The organism is Streptomyces sp. NPDC088157, from assembly GCF_044741545.1.
In the GTDB taxonomy this organism is placed as follows: Bacteria; Actinomycetota; Actinomycetes; order Streptomycetales; family Streptomycetaceae; genus Streptomyces.
This window is the reverse complement of sequence record NZ_JBIUSU010000002.1, coordinates 799,445-817,688: the sequence shown is the minus strand read 5'-3', so window position 1 is coordinate 817,688 and position 18,244 is coordinate 799,445. Positions and strand designations below refer to the sequence as shown.

14 protein-coding genes are annotated in these 18,244 nt (G+C 70.7%); 5 read left to right on the top strand and 9 right to left on the bottom strand.

Features of this window, described 5'->3' with window-relative positions:
• Positions 1-119: 119 nt before the first annotated feature.
• The 4 genes from ACIPFH_RS09875 (at position 120) to ACIPFH_RS09860 (ending at position 3,638) form a co-directional block, all read left to right on the top strand.
• A complete protein-coding gene (locus ACIPFH_RS09875) occupies positions 120-1,517 on the top strand; it encodes an AI-2E family transporter (protein WP_401824713.1) in 1,398 nt (465 codons plus the stop codon).
• A gap of 187 nt (positions 1,518-1,704) precedes the next feature.
• On the top strand, positions 1,705-2,589 hold the full coding sequence (locus ACIPFH_RS09870; RefSeq protein ID WP_401824711.1) for a MarR family transcriptional regulator: 885 nt from the start codon (positions 1,705-1,707) through the stop codon (positions 2,587-2,589).
• Positions 2,590-2,755: 166 nt separating this feature from the next.
• Positions 2,756-3,205, top strand: coding sequence for a roadblock/LC7 domain-containing protein (locus tag ACIPFH_RS09865; protein ID WP_401824710.1), 450 nt, complete (start codon positions 2,756-2,758; stop codon positions 3,203-3,205).
• Between the two features lie 4 nt (positions 3,206-3,209).
• Positions 3,210-3,638 (top strand): hypothetical protein, encoded by a 429-nt coding sequence (locus tag ACIPFH_RS09860; RefSeq protein WP_142265984.1) that lies wholly within the window; start codon positions 3,210-3,212, stop codon positions 3,636-3,638.
• Between the two features lie 98 nt (positions 3,639-3,736).
• Here the strand turns inward: ACIPFH_RS09860 and ACIPFH_RS09855 are convergent, their stop codons facing one another.
• From ACIPFH_RS09855 to ACIPFH_RS09835, 5 genes are all read right to left on the bottom strand, one after another.
• Positions 3,737-6,082 (bottom strand): ABC transporter permease, encoded by a 2,346-nt coding sequence (locus ACIPFH_RS09855; protein WP_401824708.1) that lies wholly within the window; start codon positions 6,080-6,082, stop codon positions 3,737-3,739.
• Positions 6,079-6,768: an ABC transporter ATP-binding protein gene (locus tag ACIPFH_RS09850; protein WP_356256190.1), complete on the bottom strand. Its 690-nt coding sequence runs from the start codon at positions 6,766-6,768 to the stop codon at positions 6,079-6,081. The genes ACIPFH_RS09855 and ACIPFH_RS09850 overlap by 4 nt, the downstream gene beginning before the upstream one ends.
• Positions 6,765-7,289, bottom strand: a complete 525-nt coding sequence (locus ACIPFH_RS09845; RefSeq protein WP_401824706.1) for a PadR family transcriptional regulator — start codon at positions 7,287-7,289, stop codon at positions 6,765-6,767. Before ACIPFH_RS09845 ends, ACIPFH_RS09850 begins: the two co-directional genes overlap by 4 nt.
• Before the next feature lie 174 nt (positions 7,290-7,463).
• Positions 7,464-7,721: a hypothetical protein gene (locus tag ACIPFH_RS09840; RefSeq protein ID WP_356256185.1), complete on the bottom strand. Its 258-nt coding sequence runs from the start codon at positions 7,719-7,721 to the stop codon at positions 7,464-7,466.
• Entirely contained in the window at positions 7,718-8,674 is a 957-nt protein-coding gene (locus ACIPFH_RS09835; protein ID WP_401824704.1) for an SPFH domain-containing protein, read from the bottom strand. The genes ACIPFH_RS09840 and ACIPFH_RS09835 overlap by 4 nt, the downstream gene beginning before the upstream one ends.
• Before the next feature lie 279 nt (positions 8,675-8,953).
• Between ACIPFH_RS09835 and ACIPFH_RS09830 the strand changes: the two genes are divergently transcribed.
• Positions 8,954-11,410, top strand: a complete 2,457-nt coding sequence (locus tag ACIPFH_RS09830; protein WP_401824702.1) for a transglycosylase domain-containing protein — start codon at positions 8,954-8,956, stop codon at positions 11,408-11,410.
• Positions 11,411-11,487: 77 nt separating this feature from the next.
• On the opposite strand, the gene ACIPFH_RS09825 is transcribed toward ACIPFH_RS09830, so the two are convergent.
• The 4 genes from ACIPFH_RS09825 to ACIPFH_RS09810 all read right to left on the bottom strand — a co-directional run bounded on the left by ACIPFH_RS09825 (position 11,488) and on the right by ACIPFH_RS09810 (position 18,084).
• Positions 11,488-13,638 (bottom strand): SpoIIE family protein phosphatase, encoded by a 2,151-nt coding sequence (locus ACIPFH_RS09825; RefSeq protein WP_401824700.1) that lies wholly within the window; start codon positions 13,636-13,638, stop codon positions 11,488-11,490.
• 313 nt (positions 13,639-13,951) lie between these two features.
• Positions 13,952-14,644: a DUF402 domain-containing protein gene (locus ACIPFH_RS09820; protein ID WP_401824699.1), complete on the bottom strand. Its 693-nt coding sequence runs from the start codon at positions 14,642-14,644 to the stop codon at positions 13,952-13,954.
• A gap of 84 nt (positions 14,645-14,728) precedes the next feature.
• A complete protein-coding gene (locus ACIPFH_RS09815; protein WP_401824697.1) occupies positions 14,729-16,114 on the bottom strand; it encodes a class II fumarate hydratase in 1,386 nt (461 codons plus the stop codon).
• A gap of 302 nt (positions 16,115-16,416) precedes the next feature.
• On the bottom strand, positions 16,417-18,084 hold the full coding sequence (locus ACIPFH_RS09810; RefSeq protein ID WP_401824695.1) for a fumarate hydratase: 1,668 nt from the start codon (positions 18,082-18,084) through the stop codon (positions 16,417-16,419).
• Between the last annotated feature and the right edge of the window lie 160 nt (positions 18,085-18,244).

Here is an 18,244-nt window from a genome sequence, read left to right as displayed (position 1 = left end):
ACCCCGCACAGCCCCTCCCCGTCATAGGGGGAGGGGCTTTCGCCCTGTACGGTCGGTACGGCCGGGGACCGACGACTCCAGGGGGAGTGGTGGGGGAAGACGGGGGAAGAGGACGGATCATGTCGCGAGTTCCAGGGTGGCTCGGACGGCTCGGTGCCGGTCTGAGCGAGATGGGTGAGCGGCTCGACGAACGGCGCGCCGAGGTCGAGCGGGAGGGACGCGAGGGCACCGCCGAGCCGGAACCGAAGCCGCTCGACGTCGCCGCACCGTCCCCCGAGGCGTACCCGGAGGAACCCCCGCCCCTCGCCTCGCGTCCCGATCCCGCGCAGGCCGTGCCGTGGGGGGTCCGGGTCGCCGCCGAGGCCGGCTGGCGGCTGCTGGTCCTCGCGGGGACCGTCTGGGTCCTCATGAAGGTCATCAGCGCGGTCCAACTCGTCGTCATGGCCTTCGTGGTCGCTCTGCTCCTCACCGCGCTGCTCGAGCCCACCGTGGCCCGGCTGAAGAGGGCGGGGGTTCCCGGGGGCGCCGCCACCGCGCTGACGGCGATCCTCGGGTTCGTCGTCATCGGCCTGATGGGCTGGTTCGTGACCTGGCAGGTCATGGCGAACATCGACAACCTCTCCGACCAGGTCCAGGACGGCATCGACGACCTGCGCCGCTGGCTGCTCAACAGCCCCTTCCACGTCACCGACAAGCAGATCAACGGCATCGCCAAGAACCTGCGCGACGCCATCGGCGACAACACGGACTCGATCACCTCGGCGGGCCTGGAGGGCGTCACCGTCGTGGTCGAGGGGCTGACCGGCATCCTCCTGGCGTTCTTCTCGACCATCTTCCTGCTCTACGACGGGAAGCGGATCTGGGAGTGGTCGCTCAAGCTGGTGCCGGCCGCGGCCCGGCCCGGTGTGGCCGGCGCGGGCCCGCGGGCCTGGGCGACGCTCACCGCGTATGTGCGCGGCACGGTGATCGTCGCGTTGATCGACGCGATCTTCATCGGGCTCGGCATCTACTTCCTCGACGTGCCGATGGCCGTCCCGCTCGCCGTCTTCATCTTCCTGTTCTCCTTCATCCCGCTCGTCGGCGCGGTCGCCTCCGGCGCGCTGGCGGTCGTGGTCGCGCTGGTCACGCAGGGCGTGTTCACCGCGGTGATGACCCTGGCGGTCGTGCTCGCCGTCCAGCAGATCGAGGGCCACATCCTCCAGCCGTTCATCCTCGGCCGCGCGGTACGGGTCCACCCGCTGGCGGTGGTCCTGACGGTCGCCGCGGGCGGCATGGTGGCGGGCATCGGCGGTGCGATCGTCGCGGTGCCCCTGGTGGCCGTGACGAACACGGTGGTGGGCTATCTGCACAGCTACTCCCGCGAGCAGACCCTCCGGAACGCGCCACGGCCCAGGGGCGCGACAGCGGCGGACGTGGCGCCGGTGGCGGCCCCCGCGGCCTTGGCGGCGGCTTCCCCGAAGGCGTCCCCGGCGCCCTCTCAGGCGCCCTCTCCGACGCCCGAGGACGAGGCGCACTGAGGAAAACGGGCGTCCTCCAATCGGTCAAATGGGCTCTCGACAAAGCGAATTGAGCCCATCGGCGGAGCAACTTCCGTCAGCTGAGGGCAGGTCGGAAATCCCTCCCGGGAATATGCGCCCGGACTGATACACATTCCCTCCTCAGCGCTACGCGTCAGGCGTATGTGCGAGAGGCCCTGGGGGAGTGATGTCGGGCTACGAGCTGCTGGCACGCGACCTTGCCGCGTGCGGCCGGGACGGCTTCACCGGGGAAGTGCGCGTCTTCGGTTCGCCCGGCGGCACCTTCCATCTGCACGGCGGGCTGGTCGTCGCGGTCGAGTCGCCGGGCGCGCCCGCGCCCGAGGCGCTGCTGCTGCGTTCCGGCCGGATCGGCGGCGAGGAGTGGGCCGGGCTGGTACGTGAGTCGGGCGGCGCGCGCTGGCCGGCCGCCGGGCTGATCGCCCACGGCTACGCGGGGGCCGCACAGCTCCGGGTGGTCTGCGCGATGGCTCTCCAGGACGCCGCGTTCGCGGTCGTCGCGGGCAGCGTCGACGGCTGCGAACGCGGCCCGGTGGCCGGGCCGCCGCCCGCTCCGGTCGTGGTGGGCGAGCCGCCCACCCGGCTGCTCCAGACGGCGTCCCGCAAGCTCGGCGCGCTGCTGGAGCTGCCGTACCCGGTGCGCCCGGACCGGGAGCGGCCCGTGCCCGCCTCCCTGTCCTACGCGGCGGCCCGGCTCGGCGTGCTGCAACGCGAGCTGCTCGCCCACGCCGACGGTCGGCGCACCGCCCGCGACCTCGCCTTCCGTACCGGGCGCGGGGTCTACACCGTCACCGTCGAGGTGGCCCGGATGCTGGGCGAGGGGCTCCTGGAGTGCGGTGAAGCGCCCCGGCCGATCCCGGTCCGGCTGCCGTCCGACGGATCCGGCATCCGCCCCCGCGAACCGGCCCCGCCCCCACCGCCGCCGGTGCCGGAGGCGACGGGCCTGCCCCGCCGCAGTCCCGGCGCCAGCGGCATCAACGAGGCCCTCACCCCGGAACGGAACGGCACCGGCTGGAAGGAGTTCTTCCGCCTGCGGAATCCGACGGCGAGATGACAGCCCGCGAGATGACAGCCCCCCGCAGGAGACAAGCAGCAGACCCACGCGGAGAACAGCAGCGGAAACCCAGCGGAAGACCCCACGTAGAGCAGCACCTGAACCCCCACGTAGGCCCCACAGAAACAGACGGCCACACGCGATCAGAAATAGGGGAGTTGCATATATGGATCACTCAGCCCTCGCGCGGGAGATGCGCGGCCTGCGGGAGCAGGTGACCGGCATCACCGACACGGCGCTGGCGGCGTCGGACGGACTGCTCATCGCCGCCGACACCGCCGACTCCATCGACCCGGAGGGCCTCGCCGCCCTGGCCGCCGCCGGCCTGGGGCTCGCCCGCCGCACCGCCGAGGCGACCGCCCGCGGCGCCCTGCACCGCACGGTGGCCTACGGCAGCCACGGCTGCGCCGCGTTCTACGCGGTCGGCGACACCGCGCTGATGGTCGTCCTCGGCGACGAGGGCATGGACGTGGAGCGCCTGCACCGGGCGACCCAGCCCGCCCTGCGCCGCATCGATCTGATCCTCACCGGCAGGACCGACAGGACCGAGAGGGCCGAGAGGGCCGGCAGTGCCGGCTGGACCGAGACGACTGTGAAGACCGCCGAAGGAGTCTGAAGGGATGGCGACGAAGCGTATGACCCCCGGTTTCTCCGATCAGGTGATGGGCCTGGTCAAATCACTGCGTACGGATGCCCCCGACTGCGTCGCCTCCGGCGTCGTCGACATGGCCACCGGCATGCTGCTCTCCTACGAGACCGTCGACAACCATCCGCCCGAGGTCCTGGACCTGCTGGCGGGCGCGACGCTCGACCTGTTCCAGGGCCGTACGGTCGTGATGATCGAGGACGTCTTCAAGGAGCGGCGCGGGGTCCAGAGCGAGAACCACTTCTTCCAGGAGATCCTCGTCAACAGCGAGAACCTCACTCACCTGTTCGTGCGGATGACCGAGCAGCAGGACGTCGTCGCGGTGGTCGTCTGCCGTAAGTCCGTCAACGTCGGAATGCTGTTCGCGCAGGTGCGGAGGGTGGTGCGGGAGTACCAGCTGTGAACGCGGAACGGTCCCTCCCCGAGCGGGGAGGGACCGTTGGCTCGTCCCGGGCTCAGCCCGGGCGCGTTCTCGTGCTCACGCCGAGCTCCGTGACGCGGTCACTCGGTGCGCAGCCCGTCCGGCCGCAGCAGTCGGACCAGCGGCGGCAGGCTCAGCAGCGTCACCACCAGGACGACCGCAGCGCCGACGCCGGTCATCGCCAGCACGCTCGCCCAGTCCACGCCCACCGGCGTGTCCGTCATCCGAAGCAGCACCGCGCCCAGGCTGATCCCCACCAGCGAGGCCAGCAGCAGTCCCAGCACGATCGGGATCGCCGTCTGCCACAGCACCGACAGGCCCAGCGTGCGGCGCCGGGTGCCGAAGGCGACCAGGGACGACAGCAGCTTGCGGCGCTCGCGCAGCTGCTCCAGCTGGGAGACCAGCAGGCTCGCCCCGATCAGCGCCAGCACGGCGGCGGCGCCGACGAGCAGCCCGGTGCGGATGGAGGTGAACTTGACGTCCTGCTGGGTGGCCGACCAGTTCATCGGGCGGGCCAGCGGATCCACCTGGAAGGCCGTGTTACGGGCGTACTCGTACGCGTCGGGCACGGACTCGTCGATCGACAGGTAGATCTCACCGGTGACCAGCTCCGCGGCCGCCTCGGGCAGCGCGCTCGGCGTCATCAGGAAGCCGCCGCGCTCGTAGTCGGTCAGGCCCTTCATCGACTGGGCCTGCGTGACGCCCGGGGGGACGGTCCAGAAGGTCTCCTTGCTGCCCTCGGGGGTGGACCGCTCGAGGTACAGCTTCTTGCCGGGCTGGTTCAGCTTCGGCCCGTCGTCGGAGTACTCGTCGCCGTCGAGGACGAATACGTCGCCGTCCTTGCACGTGGGCAGCTTCGCCACCTCGCGCAGGGCCGAGCAGTCGCCGACGGTCAGCTGGGCGAGCTGGTTCGGACCGTCCTCGGTCTTCCATGAGGTGTCGCCCAGGTAGCCCTCCCACAGGGCGGTGACCTTGCGGACGGCCTTGGTGTCGGCGAACTTCTGGGCGGTCGGGGCCAGCGGGGCGCCGTCCGGTACGTCGACCTGCATCTGCGCCCGGGTGACGTCCTTGCCGGTGGCCTTGGTGTACTCACCGTCCACGCCGGCGAACAGCATCTGGAGCGCGATCGCCCCGGCCACCGCCACCGCGATGCCGTTGACCATCCGGGCGGCGGTGCCGCTGCTCAACTGAAGTCGTCGTACGGCCAGTTGCCAGGCCACGCCACCGGAGCCGAGTCGGGCGACGACCGTCTCCACGAGCCACGGGAGCAGCGCGGTGATGCCGACGAGGATCAGGACGACGCCACCGCTCACCAGGTACTGGTTGAAGTCGCCGTTGGCGTGGCCCTGCCCGATCATCGGGTAGAGCATCGCGACGCCGCCCAGGGGCAGCAGCAGCCGCCACCACAGCCGTCGGCGTGCGGGTTTGGCCGTGCGCACCACACCGAGCGGTTCGATCACCACACCGCGCAGCGCGAAGAGAGTGACCAGCACGGCGGCCGTCGGCACCGCCAGGGCGACCAGCGCGGCCAGCGCGGGGGAGGGGTCGAGGTAGCTCGGCCACACGCTTATGCCCATCACCTCGACGGAACCCGCCACCTGGCGGCCGATGAGGAAGAACACCGTGCCGAGGACCAGGCCCAGCAGCGCGCCGGCCATGGCCTCGCCCGCCGCGATGCGCCGGGTCATCCGGCCGTCGGAACCGATCAGCCTGAGGGCCGCGAGCCTGCGGTCGCGCCGCTCGCCGCCGAACCGCACGGCCGCGGCGATGAACACGGCGACGGGCATCAGCAGCACCACGATGACCACGAGGATCAGCAGGAGCAGCACCGGGTCGGTCTGCTCGTCCGACGGTTCCGGGTCGGGGTTCCCGAACTCCTTCAGCCGGGTCACCCCTCCGCCGTTGACGTGCGGAGCGAGTCCGGAGGCGCCCGAGTAGAAGGCGAGTTCCCGGGACCCGACCAGCCCGCTCTCACCGATGGTCCCGACGACGCGGTACGGCAGCCGTTCTCGCAGCAGCGCCGAACCGTCGGCGGCGAGCAGCTTCTTCAACGCGGGCGAGACCATCATGTCGCCCTCGGCCGGGAACCGGCTCAGGCCGGGCGGCAGTGGGGCGCGCGTTCCTTCCGGCTCCACCAAGCGGCCGCGTACGTCCTTGTCACGGAACGTGGTGTCGACATCCGTGATCAGCAGGGTGTCGTCGGCCTTGGTGGGCTGCTTCTCGCCGAACGGCCAGTCCAGCCGGGCCTGTTCGCGGTCGTGGCGTACCTCGAGCGCGGCCGGCACCGCCGTCGTCAGCAGCAGCACGGCCACTCCGAGCCCGACGCCCACGGCCGTCAGGACGGCCCGGATCCACCCCTCCCGTCCGCCGCTGAAGGCGAAACGGACTCCGAGGCCCAGGTCCCGGGCCCACTGACGCAGGCTCATACGACGCGCTCCATGTCCCGCGACTTCCCGTCCCGTACGACGATCTCGCGGTCGGAGTAGGCGGCCACCCGTGCCTCGTGCGTGACGAGGACGACGGCCGTGTTGGCCGACCGGGCCGCCTCGGTGAGCAGCTCCATCACGCGTTCGCCGTTGAGCGAGTCCAGCGCGCCGGTCGGCTCGTCGGCGAACACCACGCGCGGGCTGGTGACGAGCGAGCGCGCCACGGCCACCCGCTGCCCCTGACCGCCGGACACCTCACCGGGCCGCTTCTTGGCCAGGTCGTCGACCTCCAGGCGCTCCATCCAGCCCAGGGCGGTGCGCTCGGCCTGCTTGCGCGGGGCGCCGTTCAGCCGCAGCGGCAGCGCCACGTTCTCCACGCAGGTCAGTTCCGGCACGAGCTGCCCGAACTGGAACACGAACCCGAACTCGGAGCGCCGCAGCTGGCTGCGCTGGGCGTCGCTCATCGTCGCGAGCTCACGACCGTCGTACATGATCGAACCCGAGTCGGGCGTCACTATCCCGGCGAGGCAGTGCAGCAGCGTCGACTTGCCGGACCCGGACGGGCCCATGACGGCGACGACCTCGCCGGGATGGATGGAGAACTCGGCGCCGGCCAGCGCCAGCGTCGGCCCGTAGGCCTTGTGCAGGTTCTCGGCGGCGAGCAGGGATCCCCCGGGGGCGTTCACGCGATCACCGCGTCCTTCAGTTTGCCGAGGCGCGCGGCGGCGAGCTCAAGCCAGCGCAGGTCGGCCTCGAGGTGGAACAGGGCGTGGTCACAGATCAGCTGGTCGGCGAAGTCGCCGTTCCGCTTGCGGTCGGTGAGGATGCGCATGCTGCGCAGGTGCTCGGACCGCTGGGTGTCGAGGATGTCGGCCGCGTCCCGGTGGGTCAGCAGCGCGAGGACGACCTTGGTGTACAGCGTCGACTGGAGGTACGGCTCGGGCTTCTCGGGCGTCGCGAGCCACTGCTCGACGTCGGTGATCCCGGCGTCGGTGATCGCGTACCGCTTGCGCTCGGGACCGCCGCCGGCCTCGATGCCGTCGACCTCGACGAGCCCGTTCTTCAGCAGGCGCGACATCGTCGAGTAGACCTGGCCGTAGTGCAGCGGCCGGTCGTGACCGAACTTCTCGTCGAAGGCCCGCTTGAGGTCGTAACCGTGGCGGGGCCCGGACTCCAGGAGTCCCAGGAGGGTGTGACCGATGGACATGGGAAGGACTGTACATGCGGTGTATACCCGGTGTGTATACGCGGCGTGCATGGGTGGCCGCAGGGGGTACGAGTGCCCAGGTGAGGGCCGATTGTCACCGTTCTGCTACGGGCGGGGCCGGTGTTTCGGCCCGTCCCGGGAATGCCCCTTCGGGGAGTTCGAGGACGCGGCCGTTCAGGCCGACGGGGGACCGGGGGCGGAGCCGCCTGGCGGGCGCCCGCGACGGGGCAGTGGCCCCGCGTCTCCCGGCAGCCGCCCCGCCTCCTTCAGCGCCTTGCGGAGCAGGAACTCGATCTGCGCGTTCGCCGAACGCAGTTCGTCCGAGGCCCAGCGGGCCAACGCGTCGTGCACCAGCGGATCCAGCCGCAGCAGCACCTGCTTGCGCTGCTGCGGCCGACGCTGGGGGGTCGCACCCCCGGCGGGATCACTCACTGGTAGAGGGTTCCGGTGTTCAGCACCGGCTGGGGCGCCCGGTCCCCGCACAGCACCACCATCAGGTTGGACACCATCGCCGCCTTCCGCTCCTCGTCCAGTTCCACGATGCCCTGCTCGGCGATGCGCTGGAGCGCCGCCTCCACCATCCCCACGGCCCCGTCCACGATCTCCCGGCGCGCCGCGACCACGGCGCCCGCCTGCTGGCGCTGGAGCATCGCCGAGGCGATCTCGGGAGCGTACGCGAGGTGGGTGAAGCGGGACTCGATGATCCGGACGCCGGCCGCCTCCACGCGCGCGTGCAGCTCTATGGCGAGCTTCTCGGTGATCTCCTCGGCGTTGCCGCGCAGTGAGAGGCCGTCCTCGTCGTGCGAGTCGTAGGGGTACTCGATGGCGATGTGCCGGACGGCCGCCTCGGTCTGGGTGGCGACGAACTCCAGGAAGTCGTCCACCTCGAAGCTGGCCTGCGCGGTGTCCCGCACGTTCCACACCACGACCGCGGCGAGCTCGATCGGGTTGCCGTAGGCGTCGTTGACCTTCAGTACGGCCGTCTCGTGGTTGCGGACCCGGGTGGAGATCTTCTCGCGGGAGGTGAAGGGGTTCACCCAGCGCAGTCCGTCCTCGCGGATGGTCCCCCGGTAGCGGCCGAAGAGCTGCACCACGCGGGCCTCGCCCGGCGACACGGTGTTCAGTCCGCACATCGCGAGGAACGCGGCGAGGGCGACCACGATGCCGAGGGTGATCAGCGCGGCCTTGGGGCCGGTCGCGTCCACCTGGGCTCCGAAGGCGATCATCCCGGCGCCGGCCAGCAGTCCGGCCAGGCCGAGCAGCAGCGCGAGTCCGCCGGCCACGCTGTGCGCGGGGAACTCCTTCACGCGCGGGGCGGGCATGTCGGGTGTGTCGACGGTGTCGGTGGCGACTTCGGCGGTGGCCGAGGGGTCGGGTGCGGACATGGCGGATCCCCGTTTCTCAAGACCGGCTGTTCTGCTAACAGCCTTCTAGCTAAGTGATATCACTTTAGCGTCTCATGGCAACCCTGTGCCACTCTCGTACGTCGGATTCGGTGGGAAGGTTCGGTCGGTTCCCTCGCTCGGGGTGCTGATTCTCACCCCCCGCGGAGGCCGGGCCGAGGCCCCTGCGTCATAGACAGCGGTGTTAGCTTTCTGAGCTGACCTGCCCCTGCCCCCGGGCACTGGTGTGACTGCCGAGTAGGAAGCGGAGCGAGCGGACTCATGGGACGAGCGGACGAGAGACGAGCTCGACAGCGCGGTGGGCGCCGCGCCGCGCCCAGGGGCCGTTCGACGGAGACGGAGTCGGCCCCCACGAGGTCGGCGCCACCCAGGTCGGAGTCCACGAGGTCGGAGTCCGCGGCACCCGCCGAGACCGGTCCCGCGGTCGGCGGCCGCGCGGCCGCGCGCAGGGGCGCGAAGAAGGGCGGCAAGGGCGCCGCGGGCAAGGCCGGCAAGAAGGACAAGAGCTTCATACGCCGGCTCTTCACCTGGAAGAAGATCCTCGGCACCTTCCTCGGCCTGGTCGTGGTCGTCGTCGGCGCCTTCCTCTGGCTGTACATCAGCACGCCGATCCCCAAGGGCAATCCCGACGCCGACCTCCAGAGCAACGTCTACAAGTACGGCAACGGCGCGATCCTCGCCCGTGACGGTGAGATCAACCGCGAGAACGTCGACCTCTCGAAGATCCCCAAGCCGGTCCAGCACACCTTCGTCGCCGCCGAGAACAAGACCTTCTACACCGACGCCGGCGTCGACCTCAGGGGCACCGCCCGCGGTGTCCTCAACACCCTCATGGGCAAGGGTGCGCAGGGTGGTTCGACGATCACCCAGCAGTACGTCAAGAACTACTACCTGACCCAGGAACAGACCGTCACGCGCAAGCTGAAGGAACTGGTCATCTCCCTGAAGCTGGACCGGGAGGAGTCCAAGGAGTACATCCTGGCCGGTTACATCAACACCAGCTACTACGGCCGCGGCGCCTACGGCATCCAGGCGGCCGCCCAGGCCTACTACCGCGTCGACGCCGACAAGCTCAGCGTCGAACAGGGCGCCTACCTGGCCGCGCTGCTCCAGGCGCCCAGCCAGTACGACTGGGCCGTCGCCTCGGACACCGGCAAGCGCCTGGTCACGGCCCGCTGGAACTACGTCCTCGACAACATGGTCGAGCAGGACTGGCTGGACAAGGCCGACCGCCAGGCCATGAAGTTCCCGGAGCCCAAGGAGCCCAAGGCCGCACCCGGCAAGGAGGGCCAGATCGGCTACCTGGTCGACGCGGCCAACGCAGAGCTGGCCAGGCAGCTCGTCGCCACCAAGGTCGCCGACGACTACGAGGCGGCCGCCGCTCTGGTCAGCAAGGGCGGCTGGAACATCGAGCTCAACATCGACAAGAAGAAGCAGAAGGCGCTGGAGACCGCGGTCAAGGATCAGCTGACCAGCAAGCTGAACAAGAAGAAGCGCCCGGTCGACGGCGACGTCCAGGCCGGCGCGGTGTCGGTGAACCCGAAGACGGGCGCCGTCGAGGCGATGTACGGCGGCACGAGCTACACCGACCACTACCTCAACAACGCGACCCGCACCGACTACCAGCCCGCCTCCACCTTCAAGCCGGTCATCCTCGCCGCGGCCTTCGACGAGGACGCCAAGACGCAGGACGGCGACCAGATCACCGCCGACACGATCTACGACGGCACCAGCAAACGCCCGGTCGTCGGCAGCGACATCGGTTTCGCCCCGGAGAACGAGGACGACCAGGACTACGGCGACGTCACCGTCCAGACGGCGCTGAACAAGTCCATCAACTCCGTCTTCGCGCAGATGGGCGTCGACGTCGGCATGCCCGAGGTGCTGAAGGTCGCGAGCAACCTCGGCATGGACACCGCGGATCTCAAGGCCGTGCCCGCCCAGACCCTGGGCACCATGGGCGCCAGCCCCCTGCAGATGGCCGGCGTCTACGCCACCCTCGACAACCACGGCAAGCAGGTCACCCCGGCGCTGATCAAGTCGGCCGAGAACAGCGCCCACCCGTCGTTCAAGCACACCGACCCCATCGGGGAGCAGGTCGTCAGCCGCGAGGCCGCCGACTCGGTCACCTCGGTGCTCACCGGCGTGGTCGACGACGGCACGGCGAAGAAGTCGGTGCGGGACAACCCGCTGCGCAAGGGCCAGAAGGTCGCGGGCAAGACGGGTACCTCCGACAACAACAAGTCGGCCTGGTTCACCGGCTACACCCCGGACCTGGTCACCTCGGTGGGCCTGTTCGGCGAGTCCGCGAAGGCCCCGCACCCCCAGGTTCCGCTCACCGGTGCGACGAACGGCCTGACCTCGGACGCGGGCCGCGTCAACGGTGGCGGCTTCCCTGCGCAGATCTGGGCGGCGTACACCTTCGGCGTCTCGACCAAGGTCACCAAGTTCGACCTGGACACCGACCAGGGCGCGGCGGTCCAGACCGCGTCGCCGTCCGCGTCCGCCTCGCCGTCGACGAGTTCGTCCCCGTCCGCCTCGCCGTCGACGAGTTCGTCCCCGTCCTCGTCCCCGTCGACGAGTTCGTCCCCGTCCTCGTCCCCGTCGACGAGTTCGTCCCCGTCCAGCTCGCCGACGGGTGACACGTCGACGGAACCGAGCACGGACGACCCTTCGACCGGGTCGGACGAGCCGGGGGATCCGCTCTTCGGCCAGTAGCGAGGACCGGCGGCGGAACAGAAGGGAGGGTGCCCGGAGATCTCCGGGCACCCTCCCTTCGCGCTTCTTCGCCTCGCTCAGCTCCGGTTCAACTCGAACCAGACCACCTTGCCGGTGCTGAGCCGGGTGGCCCCCCAGCGCCGGGCCAGCCGGTTCACGAGGTACAGCCCACGGCCGCCCTCGTCGGTGGCCCGGGCCTGCCGCAGCCGAGGCAGCTGCGGCACGTCGTCGCCGACCTCACAGCGCAGCACGTCGGTCCGCAGCAACCGCAGGGACACCGGCCGTGTGGCGTACCGCACCGCGTTCGTGACGACCTCACTGACCAGCAGCTCGACGGAGTCGGTCATGTCCTCCAGCCCCCAGCGGGACAACGCCTGCCGGGCCAGCCGACGGGCCCGGCCGGGAGCCGCGTCCTCCGGTTCCAGCAGCCAGTAGGCCACATCGCTGGGCGCGATCCCGTCGAACCGGGCGGCGAGCAGCGCGATGTCGTCGTCGCGGTCGCCCGGGCCGAGCATGTCGAGCACCTCGTCGCACAGGGCTTCGAGCGGCGGCGGATGATCCGGGCCGGTCAGCTGGGCCGTCGCGGCGAGCTTCTCCCGCAGTTGCTCTATCCCGGTCGCCACGTCCCGCAGCCGGGACTCGACCAGCCCGTCGGTGTACAGCAGCAGCGTCGCCCCGGCCGGGGCGTCGAGCTCCACCGCCTCGAAGTCGACCCCGCCGACGCCGATCGGCGCGCCCGGCGGCACCCGCAGCACCTCGGCCCGGCCGCCCAGATGCAGCAGGATGGGCGGCGGATGCCCCGCGTTGGCAATGGTGATGCGATGCGCCACCGGGTCGTAGACCGCGTAGAGGCAGGTCGCCATCCGGTCGGTGCCCAACCGCTGGGCCTGCTCGTCGAGATGGTGCAGGACCTCCTGTGGGGGCAGGTCGAGGCCGGCCAGGGTCTGGGCCGTCGTCCGAAGCTGCCCCATGATGGCCGCCGACGTCATGGAGTGCCCCATGACGTCGCCCACCACGAGCGCCACCCGGCTGCCCGGCAGCGGGATGGCGTCGTACCAGTCTCCGCCGACCCGCGCGGTCTCGGCCGCGGGCAGGTACCGGGACGCGAGCCGCACGCCCGTGGGGCGCGGCAGGGTCTCCGGCAGCATGGTGCGCTGCAACTCGTCGGCGATGTAGGCCTCGCGGTCGTACAGCACCGCCTTGTCGATGCCCAGGGCGCTGTGCGTGGCGAGCTGGGCGGCCACCAGCAGGTCGTCGTTCTCGAACGGGATCCGTTCCGGACGGCGCAGGAACACCGCCGCGCCGATCACCCGGCGGCGGCCGCGCAACGGGGCCAGGACGGCCCGCTGGCCGCTCGGGATGGCCAAGGTGCTGTCCTCGCCCAGCAGTTCGGGCAGCGCGGCGCGTGCGGCCGGATGGTCCGCGAACACCGGGCGCACCCCGCGCAGTACCTCCGCGAGCGCTCCGCCCGGCCGCACCTCGCACATGTCCCCGACCGAGGCCGACAACTCGGCGGTGAGCTCCGCCGGCTCCGGGGGCGGCAGGGCCAGGGCCGCGAAGCCGGTCTCGGTGTCCCGCTCCTCCGGGATGCGGTCGGTGCGCCGCAGCCGCAGCATGATGCGGTCCGCCGCGGGCCGCTCGTCGCCCACGGGCAGGGGGTCGCGCAGATAGACGAGGATCGCGTCGGAGAAGGTCGGCACGGTGGCCCGGCACAGCCCCATCACGATCTCGTCGAGGTCCAGGCCACGGGCGATCCGCCGGGTCGCGGCGCCCACGAAGCGCAGCCGGTCGCCGTCCCGCCGCATCGGCGTCGGCCGGCCGGGCGGCAGCGCCCCTCCGGCACGCCGGTCCTGCCCGTCGGGACCACGCTCCGGGCGGACGTCGGCGCCCGGCTGGGCCGGGATGGACTCGGGCGCGGGACGCGGCCGGTGGTCCCCGACGTTCGGCTTCGCCCGCGCGGGGGGTGTCCCCAACGCCTCGTCGGACGCCGACGGCTGGGAGTGCTCGGTGCCGGAACCGGCCTCCGAACCGGCCGCATCCATTCCCGTGGCTCCCTGGCCGCCCATGCCGCCCTTTCCGCCGTTGCCGCGCGGCGTCGTCGTACCCGAGGCATCGGGCGGTAAGGCGGACGGGCCCGGCGCCGGCGCCTGATTATGCAGCAGTGCCCCACGGGGGTCCGTGGGGTCGACGCCCTGGGGGCGTTCGTAGGAGGTGGGCTGCTCCGTCACGCGTGTCGAATCCGTCCGTCCGGGGCTGCGCGCCGCGCGCGCAGTTGGTCCCGCAGGAAACCCGATACCCGGAATACGTGCCCCCGGAACGGAATTCCCGCGTGGTCAGAGGTTGTTCCTGTGTCACCGGTGGACCGCGCGCGGCCCTGGGGGCCGACGAACGTCCCGCCGGTCCTGCCCTCGTACCCCTCGCTCACGTCCTGCCGCCCCTCGGTGACGTTCGGTCAGACCCGGCGTCTGCTCCGGGAGTTACTGCCAGCGTGCCTTGCGGAGGACGATCCTACGTTTGTTGCCCGGGGGCGCATCAAGGGTCTCATGTGGACATGTGCGCGGGCGTACGGTCCCAGTCCTCCGGCAGCAACGGTACGGCCCAGGACGGATCCGGGCGCCAGTGCTGCCAGCCCTCGTTGAACGGAGGCCCCCAAGCACGGATCACCTCCACCGCCCTGTGACCCGCCTCCCGCACCTGTTCGGCCGCCGCCGCGTCCATCAGCCCGTCCTGCTGGGCCTGCGCGAACTCGTCCTCGTCACGCAGGTCCCAACTACGGTCCGGGTAGACACAGATGTCCAGGAAGTGGTCCTCGGAGTCCACCCCGCCGTCCCAACGGACCAGCGGCTCCTCCAGGTTGACGTACCAGTTCTTGAACTGCCAGCCCTGATCCCAGAACAGCCACACCGACCACGGCTCGCCGGGCCGGACCACCTTCAGCACACCCGTGCCGAGCCAGCGTCCGCGCTGAACGGTACGCGGCTTGGTGTACCGGGTGGCCAGCGGCTCCTGGTGCAGCGGAGTGCCGTCCGAGAGCACCGGCTTGACGCAACTCGTACCCGGGGCCAGCCACACGGCGAGCAGCTCCTCGTCGTCGCGCACGACGGTGACCGGCCGGGCGATGTGAAAACGCGCCCCGCCGTTCTCCCGGTAGCGCCACAGGATCCGGCTCCCGGGCTCCCAGAAGGGTGCCGCACCACCCGTTCCCACACGTCTCACCACTCCACCGTCTGCCATGCACAGATATTAGGTGCCATAGGCATACGACGCTGCGGCGCGCGTCACGGTTCTCACGCCGGGGGCGCGAATGGGCACGAGGGTTTACGGGTGCGTCATCCGCAGGACATCCAGGGCCTCGTCGAGCTGTTCGACCGTCAGATCGCCCCGCTCCACGTACCCGCCCTCCAGCACCACCTGGCGGATCGTGCTCCGCTCCGCCAGCGCCCTCTTGGCGACCTTCGCGGCCTCCTCGTACCCGATGTACTTGTTCAGCGGCGTGACCACGGACAGCGAGGACTCGGCGTACTCACGGGCGCGCTCGCGGTGCGCGACGATCCCGTCGACGGTCCGGTCGGCGAGCAGCCGCGACACGTTGGCGAGCAGCCGGATCGACTCCAGCACGTTCTTGGCGATCACCGGCAGCATGACGTTGAGCTCGAAGTTGCCCGCCGCGCCCGCCGTGGCGACGGTCGCGTCGTTCCCGACGACCTGCGCGGCGACCATCAGCACGGCCTCCGGGATCACCGGGTTGACCTTGCCGGGCATGATCGAGGAGCCGGGCTGGAGGTCGGGAAGGCTGATCTCGGCGAGGCCGGTACGTGGCCCCGAGGCCATCCACCGCAGATCGTTGGCGATCTTCGTGAGACCCACCGCGATGGTCCGCAGCTGTCCGCTGGTCTCGACGACCCCGTCCCGCGCGCCCTGCGCCTCGAAGTGGTCGCGCGCCTCGGTCAGCGGCAGCCCGGTGGCGCGGGCGATCTCCTCGATGACGGCGGCGGAGAAGCCGGGGGGCGTGTTGATGCCGGTGCCGACCGCCGTACCGCCCAGGGGCAGCTCGGCGAGCCGGGGGAGCGAGGAGTTCAGCCGCTCCACGCCGTACCTCACCTGGGCGGCGTACCCGCCGAACTCCTGGCCCAGGGTCACGGGCGTGGCGTCCATCAGATGCGTCCGCCCCGCCTTCACCACGTCGGCGAACTCCGCGGACTTGCGCTCCAGGGATGCCGCCAGATGCTCCAGGGCCGGGATCAGATCACGGGTGACGGCGGCGGTGGCCGCGATGTGCAGGGACGAGGGGAAGACGTCGTTCGAGGACTGCGAGGCGTTGACATGGTCGTTGGGATGCACGGCCCGGCCCAGGCGCTCGGAGGCGAGGGTGGCGACGACCTCGTTGGTGTTCATGTTGGACGACGTCCCGGACCCGGTCTGGAACACGTCGACGGGGAAGTGCTCGTCCCACCGGCCCTCGGCGACCTCGGCGGCCGCTTCCCGGATGGCGTCGGCGATGTCCTTGTCGACCACCCCGAGCCGCGCGTTCACCTTCGCGGCGGCCCCCTTGATCCGCGCCAGCGCCTCGATGTGCGCACGCTCGATGCGCTGCCCCGAGACGGGGAAGTTCTCGACCGCCCGCTGCGTCTGGGCCCGCCACTTGGCATCCGCCGGGACGCGTACCTCGCCCATGGAGTCGTGCTCGATCCGGTATTCGCTCATGTCCCGTACAGCGATCGGGGCGGCCGGGATGTTCCGGGGACTGGGCCGTCCGGATGGCGTCCGGCATGTGACCCGGATCTCGTCGGGGCGGTGCGGCAGACCCGGGCCGTCCATGTCGAGGAGGAGTGACACGAAGGGAGGAGCCGTGGAGACGGACTTCCAGGAATTCGTGGCATCGCCCCCACCATCTGTGGCGACCGACCGACCGACCGACCGACCAACCGGCCAGATCTGACCCGACATGACACGACGTCCGCCCCTGCGCCGAGCAGGGGCGGACGTCCGTCACAGGATCACGTCGATCACACCAGACCGGGCCCCCGCACCGGGATGCTGGTGAACGTCGGCGCGGGCGCCGGGTTTTGGAAGAAGTCGTTGCCCTTGTCGTCGACGACGACGAACGCCGGGAAGTCCTCGACCTCGATCTTCCAGACGGCCTCCATGCCGAGCTCCTCGTACTCGACGACCTCGACCTTCTTGATGCAGTCCTGGGCGAGCCGGGCGGCCGGACCGCCGATCGAGCCGAGGTAGAAGCCGCCGTGCGTGCCGCACGCGTCCGTGACCTGCTTGCTGCGGTTGCCCTTGGCGAGCATGACCCTGGAACCGCCGGCCGCCTGGAACTGCTCGACGTAGGAGTCCATCCGGCCGGCCGTCGTCGGGCCGAAGGAGCCGGACGCGTAACCCTCGGGCGTCTTGGCCGGACCCGCGTAGTACACCGGGTGGTCCTTCAGGTACTGCGGCATCTCCTCGCCCGCGTCGAGGCGTTCCTTGATCTTGGCGTGGGCGATGTCGCGGGCCACGACCAGCGGACCGGTCAGCGAGAGCCGGGTCTTGACCGGGTACTTCGTCAGCTCGGCGAGGATCTCGTCCATCGGCTGGTTCAGGTCGATCCGGACCACGTCGGACGCCTCGTCGAGGTGCTCGTCCGTGGTCTCCGGCAGGAAGCGCGCCGGGTCGGTCTCGAGCTGTTCCAGGAAGACGCCCTCGGCGGTGATCTTCGCGACGGCCTGACGGTCGGCGGAGCAGGAGACGGCGATGGCGACGGGGCAGGACGCGCCGTGTCGCGGGAGACGCACCACGCGCACGTCGTGGCAGAAGTACTTGCCGCCGAACTGAGCGCCGATGCCGATCTTCTGGGTCAGCTCGAAGACCTTCTCCTCGAGCTCCTTGTCCCGGAAGCCGTGGCCCAGCTCGGATCCCTCGGCCGGGATCTCGTCCAGGTAGTGCGCGGAGGCGTACTTCGCGGTCTTCAGCGCGTACTCGGCCGACGTGCCGCCGACGACGATCGCCAGGTGGTACGGCGGGCAGGCGGCCGTACCGAGCGAACGGATCTTCTCCTCCAGGAACTTCATCATGGAGGCCTCGTTCAGGACGGCCTTCGTCTCCTGGTAGAGGAAGCTCTTGTTGGCCGAACCGCCGCCCTTGGCCATGAACAGGAACTTGTACGCGCCGCCGTCGGCCGCGTACAGCTCGATCTGGGCCGGCAGGTTCGAGCCGGTGTTCTTTTCGTCCCACATGGTCAGCGGGGCCATCTGCGAGTAGCGCAGGTTGAGGTTGAGGTACGCGTCGTAGATGCCGCGGCTCAGGGCCGCCTCGTCGCCGCCCTCGGTGAGCACGTTCTGTCCGCGCTTGCCCATGACGATCGCGGTGCCGGTGTCCTGGCACATGGGGAGCACGCCGGCGGCCGCGATGTTCGCGTTCTTCAGCAGGTCCAGCGCGACGAACTTGTCGTTGCCGGAAGCCTCCGGATCGTCGATGATGCGGCGGAGCTGCGCGAGGTGGGCCGGACGCAGATAGTGCTGGATGTCGTGGATGGCCTCCTCGGCGAGCTTGCGCAGCGCCTCGGGCTCCACCTTGAGGAACGTCCGCCCGTCGGCTTCGAAGGTGGAGACACCCTCGGCGGTCACCAGCCGGTAGGGGGTGGTGTCCTCTCCCATGGGGAGCAGATCGGTGTACGCGAACTCAGGCATCTCGCCCATTCCTCACTCGACAGACAGCGGCCGCCTCCATCGGCGGGCGCCCACCAGCGTAGAACCTGCCGCTGACGGCGAGCCTGTGAGGTAAGGCTCAGTTCGAGGGCCGCGCGGATGACGGGCGTTCGGGGGCGAGGACGGCACGCGTCCGGGGGTG

Excerpts from the sequence above, each read along its gene's own strand:
- ACIPFH_RS09870 (WP_401824711.1), top strand. The coding sequence starts at position 1,705 with ATGTCGGGCTACGAGCTGCTGGCACGCGACCTTGCCGCGTGCGGCCGG.
- ACIPFH_RS09875 (WP_401824713.1), top strand. The coding sequence starts at position 120 with ATGTCGCGAGTTCCAGGGTGGCTCGGACGGCTCGGTGCCGGTCTGAGC.
- ACIPFH_RS09810 (WP_401824695.1), bottom strand. The coding sequence starts at position 18,084 with ATGCCTGAGTTCGCGTACACCGATCTGCTCCCCATGGGAGAGGACACC.
- ACIPFH_RS09865 (WP_401824710.1), top strand. The coding sequence starts at position 2,756 with ATGGATCACTCAGCCCTCGCGCGGGAGATGCGCGGCCTGCGGGAGCAG.
- ACIPFH_RS09835 (WP_401824704.1), bottom strand. The coding sequence starts at position 8,674 with ATGTCCGCACCCGACCCCTCGGCCACCGCCGAAGTCGCCACCGACACC.
- ACIPFH_RS09830 (WP_401824702.1), top strand. The coding sequence starts at position 8,954 with ATGGGACGAGCGGACGAGAGACGAGCTCGACAGCGCGGTGGGCGCCGC.
- ACIPFH_RS09855 (WP_401824708.1), bottom strand. The coding sequence starts at position 6,082 with ATGAGCCTGCGTCAGTGGGCCCGGGACCTGGGCCTCGGAGTCCGTTTC.
- ACIPFH_RS09845 (WP_401824706.1), bottom strand. The coding sequence starts at position 7,289 with ATGTCCATCGGTCACACCCTCCTGGGACTCCTGGAGTCCGGGCCCCGC.
- ACIPFH_RS09860 (WP_142265984.1), top strand. The coding sequence starts at position 3,210 with ATGGCGACGAAGCGTATGACCCCCGGTTTCTCCGATCAGGTGATGGGC.
- ACIPFH_RS09820 (WP_401824699.1), bottom strand. The coding sequence starts at position 14,644 with ATGGCAGACGGTGGAGTGGTGAGACGTGTGGGAACGGGTGGTGCGGCA.
- ACIPFH_RS09815 (WP_401824697.1), bottom strand. The coding sequence starts at position 16,114 with ATGAGCGAATACCGGATCGAGCACGACTCCATGGGCGAGGTACGCGTC.